This window comes from Pseudomonas helleri, assembly GCF_009600315.1.
Classification (GTDB): Bacteria; Pseudomonadota; Gammaproteobacteria; order Pseudomonadales; family Pseudomonadaceae; genus Aquipseudomonas; species Aquipseudomonas helleri_A.
Map to the genome: position 1 here is coordinate 1 of NZ_WIWC01000064.1, position 14,617 is coordinate 14,617.

At 58.7% G+C, this 14,617-nt stretch carries 9 protein-coding genes; 3 read left to right on the forward strand and 6 right to left on the reverse strand.

Annotated elements, in window-relative coordinates; translation table 11 throughout:
• Positions 1 to 187: 187 nt before the first annotated feature.
• Positions 188 to 934 (reverse strand): 3-oxoacyl-ACP reductase family protein, encoded by a 747-nt coding sequence (locus GHN86_RS22320; RefSeq protein WP_153382771.1) that lies wholly within the window; start codon positions 932 to 934, stop codon positions 188 to 190.
• A 206-nt stretch (positions 935 to 1,140) separates the two neighbouring features.
• Between GHN86_RS22320 and GHN86_RS22325 the strand changes: the two genes are divergently transcribed.
• The 3 genes from GHN86_RS22325 (at position 1,141) to GHN86_RS22335 (ending at position 5,970) form a co-directional block, all read left to right on the forward strand.
• Positions 1,141 to 2,130 (forward strand): 2-hydroxyacid dehydrogenase, encoded by a 990-nt coding sequence (locus tag GHN86_RS22325; protein ID WP_153382769.1) that lies wholly within the window; start codon positions 1,141 to 1,143, stop codon positions 2,128 to 2,130.
• Between the two features lie 376 nt (positions 2,131 to 2,506).
• Entirely contained in the window at positions 2,507 to 2,695 is a 189-nt protein-coding gene (locus tag GHN86_RS22330) for a ribbon-helix-helix protein, CopG family (protein WP_153382767.1), read from the forward strand.
• A gap of 134 nt (positions 2,696 to 2,829) precedes the next feature.
• Positions 2,830 to 5,970, forward strand: coding sequence for a Mur ligase family protein (locus GHN86_RS22335; protein WP_153387342.1), 3,141 nt, complete (start codon positions 2,830 to 2,832; stop codon positions 5,968 to 5,970).
• Positions 5,971 to 5,994: 24 nt separating this feature from the next.
• Here the strand turns inward: GHN86_RS22335 and GHN86_RS22340 are convergent, their stop codons facing one another.
• The 5 genes from GHN86_RS22340 to GHN86_RS23480 form a co-directional block, all read right to left on the reverse strand.
• Positions 5,995 to 6,855 (reverse strand): alpha/beta hydrolase family protein, encoded by an 861-nt coding sequence (locus tag GHN86_RS22340; protein ID WP_228385459.1) that lies wholly within the window; start codon positions 6,853 to 6,855, stop codon positions 5,995 to 5,997.
• Positions 6,856 to 7,058: 203 nt separating this feature from the next.
• Positions 7,059 to 8,273, reverse strand: a complete 1,215-nt coding sequence (locus GHN86_RS22345; RefSeq protein ID WP_153382761.1) for an HlyD family efflux transporter periplasmic adaptor subunit — start codon at positions 8,271 to 8,273, stop codon at positions 7,059 to 7,061.
• Between the two features lie 42 nt (positions 8,274 to 8,315).
• A complete protein-coding gene (locus GHN86_RS22350) occupies positions 8,316 to 10,511 on the reverse strand; it encodes a type I secretion system permease/ATPase (protein ID WP_153382759.1) in 2,196 nt (731 codons plus the stop codon).
• The gene (locus GHN86_RS22355; RefSeq protein WP_153382757.1) at positions 10,508 to 11,875 is read right to left on the reverse strand and encodes a TolC family outer membrane protein; all 1,368 of its coding nucleotides are present in this window, start codon (positions 11,873 to 11,875) and stop codon (positions 10,508 to 10,510) included. Before GHN86_RS22355 ends, GHN86_RS22350 begins: the two co-directional genes overlap by 4 nt.
• A gap of 269 nt (positions 11,876 to 12,144) precedes the next feature.
• On the reverse strand, positions 12,145 to 14,617 hold a 2,473-nt coding region (locus GHN86_RS23480; protein WP_228389637.1), incomplete at its 5' end, for a BapA/Bap/LapF family large adhesin.

Consider the following 14,617-nt stretch of genomic DNA (forward strand, 5'->3'; position numbering starts at 1 on the left):
GCACGCCGTGACGGGCCATCCTTGGCCCAACACGGCTCTCCCGGCATCCATGCCGGTCGACCCACTCCGCGAAACCTACATTCGGCCTCCCGATGGGGCGGTAAATCAAGATCAAGATCAAGATCAAAAGCCAGATCAAGATCTACTGCAACTGCAACTGCAACTGCAACTGCATCAATGCCTTGCCTTACGCGCTGAACCCACCATCCGCCGTCAGGCTGGCCCCCGTGATGTAGCCACTTTCCGGGCCTGCCAGATAGGCCACGAAGCTGGCAATCTCATCCGCCTTGCCGTAACGACCAATGGCCATCAAGGGAATCAAACTCTCGGCAAAATCCCCGGTTGCCGGGTTCATGTCGGTGTCCACCGGTCCCGGTTGCACGGTGTTGATGGTAATCCCCCGCGGCCCCAGATCACGCGCCAGCCCCTTGGTCAGCCCCACCAGCGCCGATTTGCTCATGGCATACGGGCCACCGCCCGCGAATGGCATGCGTTCGGCATTGGTGCTACCAATATTGATGATGCGCCCGCCCTCGGTCATGTATTTGGCCGCCGCTTGGGTCGCCACAAACACACTGCGTACGTTGATGGCCAACGTGCGGTCAAAATCTTCCAGACTGAAATCTTCCAGCGGCCCCACCGCCAGCACGCCCGCGTTGTTGACCAGAATATCGAGGCGGCCAAACGCTTTGACGGTGCTGTCGACCGCGTCACAAATGGCTTGAGCATCGGCACTGTCGGCATGAATGGCCAAGACCTTGCCACCGCTGGCATTGAGGCTGTCTTGCAGGGCCTGGGCCTTGTTCACTGAACTGACGTAGGTAAACGCAACCGCTGCGCCGCCCTCTACCAGTCGTTTGACGATAGCCGCCCCTATACCGCGCGAACCGCCTTGTACCAAGGCGACTTTGCCGTGAAAACCTGTGCTGCTCATAGATGACTCCCAAGGGTGCAAGGTCTGAAAGAGTCAACGAGTATCGACCTCTGCTCTGCCGCCGGGTAGTGCCTTATTGCTATAGCCGTGCAATGAAAAGGTTTTGAAAACGCGTGGTGCATTCCATATCCACACCCCAGCGCTGCAAAATGCTGCAAGGAATGTTAGCGTGCTTACATTCCCGACAGCCGATGAGTCTTGTTCACATGAGTCTTTCCAGCACAAAGAAAACCGTACTTGCCTTCAGCCGCGTCACCCCCGAGATGGTCGAACGCCTGCAACAGGATTTCAACGTCATCGTGCCCAACCCCAAAGCGGGCGACATCAATGCGCAGTTTGAAGAAGCATTGCCCCATGCCCACGGTTTGATCGGAGTCGGCCGCAAGCTGGGACGCAAACAACTGGAAAACGCCAAACAGCTTGAAGTGGTGTCCAGTGTGTCGGTGGGTTACGACAACTACGATGTCGACTATTTCAACGAACGCGGGATCATGCTGACCAATACCCCGGATGTGTTGACTGAAAGCACGGCGGATCTGGGTTTTACGCTGATCATGAGCACCGCCCGCCGGGTCGCCGAGCTCGATGCCTGGACCAAGGCCGGTCAGTGGCAGGCCAGTGTGCCGCCCGCGTTGTTCGGCAGCGATGTGCATGGCAAGACGTTGGGCATTGTCGGTATGGGCAATATCGGTGCCGCCGTTGCACGTCGGGGTCGTCTGGGCTTCAACATGCCGATTCTGTACAGCGGCAATAGCCGCAAGACCGAGCTTGAGCACGAATTGGGCGCGCAGTTCCGTACGCTGGATCAGTTGCTGGCCGAGTCGGATTTCGTGTGCCTGGTGGTGCCGCTAAGCGAGAAAACCAAACACCTGATCAGCCACCGCGAACTGGGCCTGATGAAGAAAAGCGCCATTCTGGTGAATATTTCCCGTGGCCCGGTGGTGGATGAACCCGCGCTGATCGAAGCCCTGCAAAACGGCACGATCCGTGGCGCCGGGCTGGATGTTTACGAGAAAGAGCCGTTGTCGGAATCGCCGTTGTTCCAGCTTAAAAATGCCGTGACGTTGCCGCATATTGGTTCGGCAACCCATGAAACCCGCGAGGCAATGGCCAACCGCGCTCTGGCCAACCTGCGCAGTGCGCTGTTGGGTGAACGCCCGCAGGATTTGGTCAACCCGCAGGTCTGGTCAGGCTGACAGGTGAACAGGCGCCCGCAGTGAGCGGGCGCCTGTTCAATGACAACTCAGTGCGAAACGGTCATCGAATACTGAACTTCGACAGGGGTAAACCGTCGCTCGTTACTTGCCATTGGGCAGACCTGCCGGTGCCCGCTCAGTAAGTTTTATTCAAAAGGCACGGCAACTACTTCAGCACAAAGAGTGTCAAAGCTATTCATTTCAAACGTCGCATAAAAGTATCAGCCCGCGTTATATAAATAGGATTGACTATCGTGCATGATGCTCTGGCTTATTGTTCAAAAGGATTCAATTGACTCCTGCATACACCTTATACCGGAGGGTGCTCACACTGCACGCGGCAGCTGAACCCGCGCTCTACACAAGGATCTGGACCATGCCACACAAGACTACGCGCCTCACCGTCCTCATTGACGCGCCGACCAAAGAGAAACTTGAAATTCTGTCCGAAGAAACCGACCAGACCATTTCTCAAGTCATTCGCAAATTGATCAGAGATCATTTGCAGCAGTGCGAAGAGCGGCTCGAAGTTGCTTCAAGGGTACGAGATAGCGAAGAGTCGTAAACGGGCGCTTACTTCATACACGAGTTAATACTTTGGTATTAACTCGCTGAACTGTAACTCGCAGGTTTACGTGGAAATACGCTTCGCTTACATAAAAAAAACACTGTTTTTTTATCTCCTTTGTTGGATTTATCATGCCTTTGAGTCAGCAATTACTCGCAGCCCATGCTTTCTTCCGTCAAACCGCGCGCCTCGCTGGCGATGATACTCAACCCTGTACGCTGTTTTTCTCGATCAGTGACACCCGGCAACGCGCTCACACCGTGCACAGCAGTGCCAGCAGTTTTGAACAGGCCTGGACGTGCGGAGCCAGGCAAATCGAGGAAAAACTCAGGTCGCTGGCGGCTCGATCCGGCGAGCATTTGCCGCTGTGGCTGCGGGTCGAACGTGCAATCAATATCACGCCTATCACCTGGGTTGCGCTGACCGAACGCCTGCAACGCTACAAACGTAATTACTTTCGCCGCGGTATCGCCTTCGACAGTCAGCTGGAGTGCGCCCTGACGGAACAGGAACTCAACGCCAACGCCATTCTGTATGGCGGTGCTCAGTGTCCACACGCTACGTTCAACAGCGGCAATTTCGCGGTCTACGCCAAACGGCGATTTACCGGGAGCGCAACCTCAGCCGCTGTTCAACGCGTGCTCGATCAGCCTGAGAGCAGGGTTTATCTGTTTGATACCACCGGGGTGTTTTGCGCTGAAGACGCCATTGCCTACCCCCTTAACAGCACAGGGGCAGAGACGGGATGGCGTCACTTGGCCGCGCTGACGCCCGATACCATAAGAAGCACCATCGAGACTGCGTCGGACTACTTGGGTCGGCAGGTGCAAACCAGCGGGCAGTTTATCTACGGCTACTTCCCGTGTTTCGACCGGCCCATCAATACCTACAACACCTTGCGCCACGCCAGCAGTACCTACTCAATGATCGAGGCGTGGGCACTGACTGAAGATGAAACACTCAAAGCGGCCATTGACCGGGCGCTTGGCTACCTGACGCAGGTGTTGATCAAACCTTACACACTGCCCGATGGCAGCGCAGCGGCATTTCTGCTGGATACGGGCAACGAGATCAAGCTGGGCGGCAATGCGGTGTGTCTGCTGGCCTTGGTCAAGTACAGCGAAGTCACCGGCTCTGACCACTACTTACCTTTGCTGGAAGCCCTCGCCAACGGCATGGCATGGATGCAAGACCCGGCCAGCGGGGCGTTTGTGCATGTATTGAACGCCCATGACTTGAGCGTGAAAGAGCCCTTCCGGATTATTTATTACGATGGCGAGGCTGCTTTCGGCCTTATCCGCCTCTATGCCTTGAGTCGCAACGAGCGCTGGCTTGGGGTAGTGGAAAAGGCCTTCGACTACTTTATCCTCAAGGAGCATTGGCGCGAGCATGATCACTGGCTCAGCTACTGCGTCAACGAGCTGACCCGCTACCGTCCTGACGAAAAGTATTTTCGCTTCGGGTTAAGCAATGTCGCGGGGTATCTGGGCTTCGTTCAGCAACGCATCACCACCTTCCCCACCCTGCTTGAACTGATGATGGCGGCTCAGCAAATGCTGGCGCGAATCGAGCAACTGCCTGCCCTGCACCCGTTGCTCAAAGAGATCGACCTGGGAGCGTTTTATACCGCCCTGCACCACCGGGCCCGCTATCTGCTCAATGGTTATTTCTGGCCGGAAATGGCGATGTTCATGCGTAATCCGGCGCGCATCGTCGGCGCATTCTTCATTCGTCACCACGCCTTTCGGGTTCGCATAGATGATGTTGAACATTATCTGTCTGGCTTGATTGCCTATCACCGCTATCTGGAGGCAGGTGCCCCGCAGGTGCAATCGCCGGTTGAGCCGCAGGCGCCTCCCCAAGACCTGAGCTGGGACGCTACCTCGCTGGCCAACGCCACTCAGGGGACATGGACAGAGCAACCCGAAGCCAACTGGCGTGCCAGTGGTCTGGTGCCGTCCATGCTGTATTTCAAACCGCTGCGAATGCTGAGTCGTCATCCCTCCAAAGTGAAACCCAATGAGGCACGGCTGGCACGCATCTGGGCCAGCGCGGCGCCTGAGCGCAGGCCATCCGCGTTTCTCTGCGTAGACCCGACGCCCTACCAGAACTGCGGTATACCGGCCCTGCACGTGGCCGATACCCAGGAAGCCATGTTGCAGATGGGGCGCGCTATTCGTCAGCGATTTGCGGGCAAGGTCGTGGGTGTCACCGGCAGCTTTGGCAAGACCACCGTGGTCGCCATGCTTGCCCATGCGCTGCGCCATTGGGGGCCTGTCGGGCAAACCGAGGCCAATGCCAACTTGCCCCACGGCATTGCCTGGAACATGGCCAGCCTGACAGCCCCGAACCTGTTCTGGGTGCTGGAAATGGCCGTGGGCCGCATGCCCATCAATTCCGAACTGGTTCGCCCACACATTGCCGTCGTGACCGGGCTGGCGCCTGCGCATCTGGAGTATCACGGCACGCTGCATAATCTGGCGCGCAAAAAAAGCGCCATTTTCAGCGCCATGGCCCCTGGCGGTCAGGCGGTGTTGTGCCGCGACATGCCGTTTTACGAGGTGTTTGCCAAAGCCGCCAGCACCGCGCAGTTACAGATCATCAGTTTTGGTGAACACCCGCAGGCCGACTTGCAATTACAGGGGTGGCGCAGTGAGACCGATGAAGTAGGCGTTCACGCGCGACACGCTGACCACACTTTCGATTTCACCCTCAAGGCGCGCGGCAAGCACATGGTCATCAACGCACTGGCGGTGTTGGCCACGCTGCTGGCTGCCGGGCTGGAGGCTCGTGAGGCCTTGCACCTGCTGACTGAATTCACCCCGGTCGAGGGCCGTGGCGATGTGCAGTCGTTCAGCTGCGGCGAAGGCCAGTTTCAGTTGATCAACGATGCTTACAACGCCAACCCCGGCTCCATGCAGGCCGCCCTGCAATCGGTGGCGGACTTGCCGGTTGCCCCCTCTCAGCGGGTGTTGGTACTGGGAGACATGCTGGAATTGGGGCCGGACAGCCAGCGTTACCACCTGCAATTGGCTGAGCACGTGCGCAATGCTTCGCCCCGCCACGTGGTGTTGTGTGGCCCTTATATGCAGGGGCTTTATCACGCCTTGCGGGATGAACTGCCAGTGCTGTGGTTTGAACATGCTCAAGCACTTAATGAAGCGCTGCTGGAGCAACGCGCTCACTGGTTTGCGCCGGGGGATTGGGTACTGGTCAAAAGTTCGGGCGGGACGGGGCTTTCACAGCTGAGCACTTGGTTGACGGCTTCATAACGGCGGGCCATGCCGCAGGCTGTGTCAGTCTTTGGCACAGCCCGCGGCGGTCTTGAGGCCGATGTCGTTGCGCAGTTGATGATTGGCGGGCGGCACCGCGGCGGCTTCGATCAATCGAGGCTCATGCCCTGCCCGCTTGAGCGCATTGTAAAAACCTTGCTGCAAACTGAATGGCGCGATCTGATCGTCGGGGTTGCCGATGATGAACAGTTCGCGCCCGGGCACCTTTTTGATGCCGTCGATGTGCTGGCCCGGGTCATAGGGGTTGAGCAGCCCATTGGTGTCGCGCCCCGGTCTGGAGGGCAGCCCTTTGCTCTGACGAATCATTTGTGCGCGTTGCACCAGATCGAACGCGCCACTGGTCATGACCGCGCATTTCACATCCGTGCGGCCCAGCGTCAGCAACGCGGCTGTCACCGTCGCCCCGCCACTGTGACCCAGCAACACAAACTGGCCAATGCCGTAACGTTGGCGTAAGTCATCCAGTGCTGCATTCAATGCGAGAAATTCCTGAGCCTGACGCCGTTGCCCGTGGTTGCCACTGGAACCATAAGTGCCCGGCCGTGCCATGATCACCACCGGCACCCCGGCCCGACGTGTCATCGCGGCGGCTTGTCGTACCTTGGCCGCCAGGGTATTGCCCTGAATGGCTTCGGGAGCACGATGCATTTCAATGTTGCGATCGCCATGGAACATCACAATCACCACGGGCGCACGGCTTGGCGCAGCCCCGGCAAAGTAGCGAATGCAGGCCTGACCTGAACCAAACTCGACCCACAGCGCGGAGGTGGGCTGGGTGCAGGTTGCCTTGTCTGCGGGGGTGTTCCATAGCAACGCAGTGGTGTTGTCGTTACGCTCCAGAGCGTTGGCGGCGCCTGCCAGCATCACTACGATCATCAAAACGAAAGAAACCCACATCCTCGTAGCAGCGGACGAGTAGAACGAGGCCGCGTCCGGGGACGCAGTCGCCGTAAACCGGTCAACGGGTTGCAACTGACACACCGCATTGAATGGTTTTACGGTTGCTACGCAACCGAACGCGGCCTCGTGCTACTCGTCCGCTGCTACGCAGATGGGCGGTACGGCTTTTAGCGTTCACGCAATGCCTCGCGGGCGCGGTTCATGGGCTTAACCAGGTAGTCGAGCACGGTTTTACGACCGGTTTTGATGTCCACCGAGGCAATCATGCCCGGTACGATGGAGAAGGTTTTGCCGGCTTTGTTCTTCAATACGTCAGCATCCGTGCGGATAAAGACACGGTAATAAAACACTTCCGGCTTGGCCTCGTCCTGAATGGTGTCCGGGGAAATGGTCACCACTTTGCCGTCCATGCCGCCATAGATGGCGTAGTCGTAGGCGGTGATTTTGACCTTGGCCACTTGATCCGGGTGGATGAACGCAATGTCACGCGGCGAGATGCGGGCTTCGATCAGCAACTGTTCATCCAGCGGAACAATTTGCATCAGGCGACCATTGGGCGGGATGACGCCGCCGATGGTGGTGACCTCAATCCCCTTGACGATGCCGCGCACCGGCGAGCGCAAGGTCAGGCGCGTCACCGAGTCGGAACGCCCGCGCATGATCGATGAGAGGGTTTCGACGTCCGCGTTGGCTTTGGCCATTTCCTCACCGGCATGCACCATGTAATCAGAACGGGCCTGGGTCAGTTTTAACTCCAGCTCGGCCTTTTGCCGCTTGAGCCGCAACACTTCAACGTTACTGGCCGCGCCCACCTTGGCCAGGTTCTCGGTGATGTCCAGTTCACTGCGCACCAGTGCCAATGAAGAGCGAACCCCGGCCAGTGATTCTTCCAGCCCCTTGCGCCGCGTCGTATACAGGTCTGTTTCTGCACGTATCAACGCCGGGAAACGCTGTAGCTCATCGGGAAAATTCAAGGGTTTGTTATTCACTTCGGCCTGCAAACGCACCACGCTGGCCAGCGATGCGCGGTATTTGGCCGCGCTCTCATCGAAGTTGGATTCGGTTTTGGTCGGGTCAAGTCGGGCCAGCACCTGGCCACTTTTAACGATGTCGCCTTCGCTCACGTTCAACTCGGTGACGATTCCGCCCTCCAGCGATTGAATGATTTGCTCACGGGAGGTCGGGATGACTTTGCCAGTGCCATTGGACACTTCATCGACCTCAAAGAAATACGCCCAGGCGCCAAAGGCGGCGAGCAAGGCGAAGGCATACCAGACCACCCGCGTCGCACGCACCACGGTGCTGTCATCGACCCCATCGTGGTAAGGCCGATCGCTGTCGTCTTCACGGGCAAGTAGCGGGATTTTTTTATTTTTGTTCATGGGCGCAGTCCTCAGCCATGGCGCTCGGGGGGCACGTCATCGTCATTGCGGCGCCTTTTGAGGTTTGGAAAGCCGCGCGATGGCGTTCTCCTTGGTGTCATCCACAACGATTCTGCCGTTGTCGACGACGATGATTCGGTTCACCAGACTCAACACGCTCATGCGGTGCGTGGCGATGATCAAGGTGCGATGCGCCGCCCATGTGTCCAGGTTCTGGATCAGGTTGCGCTCGGTGGCTTCGTCCAGTGAGGCCGTCGGTTCATCCAGCAGGACGATGTGCGGCTGGCGAATAATCAGCCGTGACAACAGCAACGACTGGCGTTGCCCGCCCGACAGGCCCAGCCCGCCTTCGAGGATCAAGTGGTCCATGCCATCGGCAAACTTGCCGACAAATTCCGCCGCCCCGGTCACCGATAGCGCATGCAGTATTTCTGCGTCGGTGGCATGGGGCGCGCCCATGATCAGGTTGTCCCGCAGGGTGCCGTGAAACAGTCGGGAGTTTTGCGTCAGCAGCCCAAGGTCTCGACGTACATCGGCCGGGTCGATATGCGCCAGCGCCACGCCGTCCAGGCTGATCGTGCCGGCCTTGAGGTCGAGCATGCCGGCCAACGCCTGAAGCAGAGTGGATTTGCCTGCGCCGTTGCGCCCCAGGATGGCTATGCGTTCACCCGGCTTGATCTTCAGGTCGGCCACCAGCAAGGCGGGGGTCGGCGCATCGTCAGCGTACTGAAACGCGGCCTGGGACAGCACATAATCGCCCCGCACCACCGGCAAATGCACACGTTTGCTGCCCTCGGCGTGGTCCACCGGCAGTTCCATGATGTTATTGAGGCTTTTAAGCGCCACTTTGGCTTGCTGCCAGCGGGTCAGCACCTGGGTGAGCTGCGACATCGGCGCCATCATGCGCGATGACAGAATCGACGCGGCCACCAGACTGCCGGTGGTCATGTCGCTGGCCATCACCATAGGCGCTCCGAACACGATGACCAGCGCAAACACCGAACCTTGAACCGTGTTGCTCCAGTTGATCAGCCGGTTGGTCAGCAAGCGCAGGTGCAAATTGGCGTCCGCACAACTGGCGTTGTAGTGGTTCCATTGCTGCTGGAAACGCTGTTCGGCTTGCAGGGCCTTGATGTCGTCCAGCCCTTGCACGGTTTCCACCAGCATGGCGCTGCGTAATGAGCTTTCGCGCATCGACTCATTGGCCATGCGCGCCAGTTTCTTTTGCGACAACAACCCCGGAATCACCATAAACAGTACCGCCACCATGGGCACGGCGACGAGGGGGCCGGCAATAAACCAGAAAATCACCAAAAACAGCAGGAAAAACGGCAAGTCAGCCAAGGCCGTGGCGGTGCTGGAGGTGATCAGTTCACGCACCTGCTCCAGTTCTTTGAGCTGGGATATAAACGAGCCGGTGGACTTGGGCCGCGCGCTGTTGCGCAAGCGAAGGGCATGCCCAAAGACCAGATCGGAAACGCGCATGTCGGCGCGCTTGCCGAGCATGTCGGTAATCCGTACGCGGGTCATGCGCATGATGAAATCGAACAGCAACGCCAACAGCACGCCGCCGAACAGCACATACAGGGTCGGCAGCGACTCGGCCGGGATCACCCGGTCATACACCTGCATCGAAAACAGCACCCCGGCCAGCCCCAGTACGCTGGTGATCAGCGACGCCAGCATCACATAGCCGTACGGGCGCACGTCACGCAGCACAATGTTTTTGAACCAGTCCTTTTGGTAACTCTTTATATAGTCATCCACGCGCGCATCACGCACCGCACGCATGGGCCGCAGAATCAGGATTTTACTGGCGTGCTCGATCAGATCCTGACGCGCAATGCGGCTTTGCAGCCCGGCGTCACCGCTGTAGGTGATGCCTAAATCATCGTCATCCCCCACGGTTTGCAGCACGCCGACCTGACCATCATCCAGTTGCACCACCAATGGCATTTGCCGCTGCATCAGGGTCGTGGCCGAGAAGTCCACAATCATGCAGTTGAGCCCGGCCTGACGGGCCATTTGGCGCACCACGTCCTCGACCACGCTGCCTTCGGTCCACTGCACCGCCAGCCGCACGGTTTGCGCCGAGCACTCCAGCCGGTAATGTCGGGCCACCAGCAAAATAGCGTCCAGCCACACTTCGTAATCCAGCGCGGATGAGCGATTGAGCGTTGTCTGCGCGGGTTGTGCAGCGGCTTGCGTGTCAGCCTCAAGCATCACGGCATCGTTCATGGTTGGATCTCCACGCCTTGTATCGCGCTGTTGTCCAGATGGAACGCAGTGCGCAGTCCACCGGTGTTGTAGAGGCAATCGATCTTCAGGCGCCGCAGGTCGGCGGAGGTATTTTCACGGTCCATGCGCGCCTGATGGATTTCCTGCTCGGCATTGAGCAGGTCCAGCAGCGGCCGGGTTCCCAGCTCCAAATATTGTTGTTGGTACAAGTCTTTGGTTTCCGTAATGCTGCGTTCGCGAAAATCCAACGTGGTGAGGCGCTGTGCGAGGCTGGAAATCTGATCCCGAGCTTCCAGCAAGCCCTGTCGCACCGAAAGCCGGGCCGCGTCGCTGGCCGCCTGAGCTGTACGCAGGGCCTGTTCAGCCGAGGCTTTGCGGGCGTTGATGGCACCGCCCTGATAGATCGGCACTTTCACGTTGAGGAACACCCCGTAGCGCGTTCGGTCGCGTCCGCCCTGAATATCGCTGTCGTTGTTGTCCAGGTACTGCGTCAGTTCCGGGTCCAGCGACAGGGTGGGCAAGCCTTCGGCGCGGGCATTGGCGATTTGCGCCACCGCGTCGACCTGTTGCGATTGCGCGATCAACAGCGAAGGCGTCACCGCTTCGTCGGGCACCACGCCCTGACAGGAGTGCTCAAGGTTTTCCGGGAAACCCGGCGAGACATTGACCGTGGTTTGCGTGCCCAGCAGGCTGGCCAAGGCACTGCGCCAACGATTCAACTGCGCGGCGTATTGCAACTGCGTGGCAATGGCCGCCTCAACTCGCGAGCGCGCTTGAAACAAGTCGGAACGGGTACTGGCCCCCATATCGCTGCGTTTTTTCGCCAGCTCAGCAATGGCCGAGACGCCCTTGACCTGATCCCGCGCCAGCACTTCAAGGGTTTGTGCACGTTGCAGTTCAATCACCGCAAACGAGGTTTCGCGCGTGACCTGATCAATGGCCAACAGGATGCCCGCCTGACTCCCGCTGACACGGGCCAGGGCGCTGTCCACTGAGCTCGAGACCTTGCCGAAGTCATACAGCATTTGCGACATCGACAGCGTAAAGGCCTGACTTTGGCCATTACCGGAGACGCCGCTGTCGTAGCCCGAGCGCAGGCCGCCGCTGATTTGCGGGTAATAACCGGAACGAGCAATGGTCACGTTCTGGTTCTGTTGAAACAACTTGCCAATGGATTCGGCAATTGCCGGATGCCACTCCACCACCAACTGTACGGCGCGGTTCAGGTCGAGGGTGTCCGGGATTACATGTTGCGGTGGCACAGGCGCACTGACGCCCATGGGGCCACCCGGTAAATTCGTGTCCAGTTTGCTTGGACTGATGATGCTGACGCCTTGGGCGTCGTCGGAAAACGGTTTGGCCATGATCCGCTCTACAGGCAGCGGAACTACTGCGACTGCCACACACAAGGCAGATAAATGTCTGACCAGCGTTTTATGCCTCAAATCCAGCCCCCAGATGAGTGTTACCCGATAAAGGCTCACTCAGCGAAACAGCAAAGGGGTATCACATGCACGCCGGTAAAGGCCGATGCACACAACAACAGACCGGGTCTCGTCTGAGACCCGAGCCATCGTCGCAATACCGTTAATGCATAAAGCCGGGCCTTTCGGCCCGGGTTAAGGGGTGTGATTTACACCACGGTGATGCCGCTCTGAACCCAAAGCTGATGGGTTTGATCTTCCGGGCTGGTGTAGATCACGTATTCAAGACCGTTCTCTACCTGACTGACGCCAGACGACCAGTTGCCGGTCAGGTGGACGCTGTCTTGATCGTCGCCCTGAATCACCAGGCGATCCGCCTCGGGGCCTGTGATGGACACCAGGTCTTCGAGACTCAAGGTCAGATCAACCGCGCTGACGTTATTCAGGTCGATGCTGTCAATGCCGCTGACCTTGCCGATCAGATCGGTGAGGTTGATGGCCGCATCGCTGCCCTCCCACAACAGCCCCTCAGTACCCGCGTCTGAAGCGACGTGGGCAAAGTCGGTGTCGGCAACCACTGAAGGATCGCTGTGATCACCGCTGCCATCGGTTGCAGCATCCTCGTCAGTGACGGCGGCAGGCTCCTCCACCGACAGTGCGGCGAGCGCTGGCCCTTCTGTGGCCGGGGCACCCGGATTGGTGTCGTCCCAGACCAGATCGCGGTCGGGTGTATCAATACGCACATACAGGGTTGCCGTATCTTCCTGACCGTTTGGATCGGTAAGTTTGTAGGTGAACTGATCCACCTGACCAATTTCGGTCAGGGTCAAACCTGCGTGAGGTGTGTAGATGTAGCTGCCATTGGCAAACAGCGTCAGGCTGCCGTGTTCACCGTTGACGGTTGCGCCCGTCGGGCCGGGTATCACATAAGCAGCGCCGACCAACAGACTCAAGACGGTCAGCGGGCTACGAACATCTGCACCTGACAAACTGTCGGCAAAGACACTGCCCGTTGCGTTAGTCATTGCACCCACTTCGAACTGCGTCAGGTAGGTGGGGGTCACGGTCTGGGCGATGTTGACTGTCCCAAATACCGAAAGCCCTCCCGATAACCCCGACACCCGCCATGTACCCTCGGTCAGCCCGCTGAAGGTATGCGAAGCCGGAGACGAGGTGAGGGTTTGTTGAGTTGCCCAGGCACCGTCTACAAACTTTTGCAGGTAAAGCGTGGTATTGGGCAGCACGGTCAACAGCCCGCCTACCGTGAGGTCAACTTTCAACTGAGCCGTGGTATCGGCGGCCACTGTGAAACTGGCGCCGTTACCGGTTCCCTGCCCCAATACCGGCACGCCGTAAGACAACGTCGTCACGGTTTGCGGCGCCCCGACCACGTTATTGATATCGACTTGGGCCGTACCCAGATCATCGGTCGCAACGGTAGTCCCTACGCCCGGTGCAGACGGATCTGCAGCGTTCCAGGTCAAGTCGACATCCGGGCTGTCAATCCGTACATACAGGGTCGCTGCTGATGTCCCACCGCTGGTGTTGATCAGTTGATAGTTGAAGGCATCGACCTTACCGATATTGGTCGCATCGCCATTCGGGGTGTAGCTATAAGTGCCATTGGCAAAGATGGTCAATTGACCATAAAGCCCCTGCACAACGGTGCCGGTAGTAGCATTGGCGTCAATAAAGGAGCCGCCGGACTCGATCTGAACCGTGACCGGGCCACCGGTGCCCGGATCATCCGGTTGACCATCAATACCGGCATCGGTGATGACATTACCGCCCACTGCAGTAACCGAGGTATTGAAGTCGGTCAGACTTTCGTTAGTGACACTCACCTGCGCAACCGCATTGGCGCCCACATACAACAAACTCGGTTCTACCTTGAGCGTGAAGCGGTACTCACCGGACGCCAGGTCTGGAACCTGGAAGCTATTGCCGGAGCCCAGCAAGCCCAACAAATCGAGCAAGCCAGTACCACCGCCCACCGACTGCACTGGAGACCAGTTTCCGTTGCCATCGCTGACCTCAAGGGTCGCTGAAAACCCACCTTTTAACAGCGAGACCAGATCAGCCGAACCAAACGAAACATTCAGGCTACCGGTTTCACCGCTGGCGACCGAGAACGTTTGTACCGCTTGGGTTGAACCTACTTCAATAATGCCACCCACCCCCAAGAGCACTGAAGCACGCATATCGGCCAGAGGTGTATTGGTAGTGACTGGTGTAATGATGACTTCAGCTGTAGCCAGATCGTCGCGGGCGGTTGGGTCGGCATCCGCGTCAGCATCAGCGTCAGCATCTGCGTCGGCATCGGCATCCGCGTCGGCATCGGCATCGGCGTCCGCGTCAGCATCGGCATCGGCATCGGCATCGGCGTCGGCGTCGGCGTCGGCGTCAGCATCGGCGTCGGCATCCGCGTCAGCATCAGCATCCGCATCCGCATCCGCATCCGCGTCAGCATCAGCATCGGCATCCGCATCAGCATCAGCATCAGCATCAGCATCAGCATCAGCATCCGCGTCAGCATCGGCATCGGCGTCAGCATCGGCATCGGCATCGGCGTCGGCGTCGGCGTCAGCATCGGCATCGGCATCGGCATCGGCATCGGCGTCAGCATCCGCGTCGGCATCCGCATCAGCATCGGCATCGGCATCGGCATCGGCGTCGGCATCC

Excerpts from the sequence above, each read along its gene's own strand:
- GHN86_RS22350 (WP_153382759.1), bottom strand. The coding sequence starts at position 10,511 with ATGAACGATGCCGTGATGCTTGAGGCTGACACGCAAGCCGCTGCACAA.
- GHN86_RS22325 (WP_153382769.1), top strand. The coding sequence starts at position 1,141 with ATGAGTCTTTCCAGCACAAAGAAAACCGTACTTGCCTTCAGCCGCGTC.
- GHN86_RS22320 (WP_153382771.1), bottom strand. The coding sequence starts at position 934 with ATGAGCAGCACAGGTTTTCACGGCAAAGTCGCCTTGGTACAAGGCGGT.
- GHN86_RS22345 (WP_153382761.1), bottom strand. The coding sequence starts at position 8,273 with ATGAACAAAAATAAAAAAATCCCGCTACTTGCCCGTGAAGACGACAGC.
- GHN86_RS22330 (WP_153382767.1), top strand. The coding sequence starts at position 2,507 with ATGCCACACAAGACTACGCGCCTCACCGTCCTCATTGACGCGCCGACC.
- GHN86_RS22355 (WP_153382757.1), bottom strand. The coding sequence starts at position 11,875 with ATGGCCAAACCGTTTTCCGACGACGCCCAAGGCGTCAGCATCATCAGT.
- GHN86_RS22335 (WP_153387342.1), top strand. The coding sequence starts at position 2,830 with ATGCCTTTGAGTCAGCAATTACTCGCAGCCCATGCTTTCTTCCGTCAA.
- GHN86_RS22340 (WP_228385459.1), bottom strand. The coding sequence starts at position 6,855 with ATGCTGGCAGGCGCCGCCAACGCTCTGGAGCGTAACGACAACACCACT.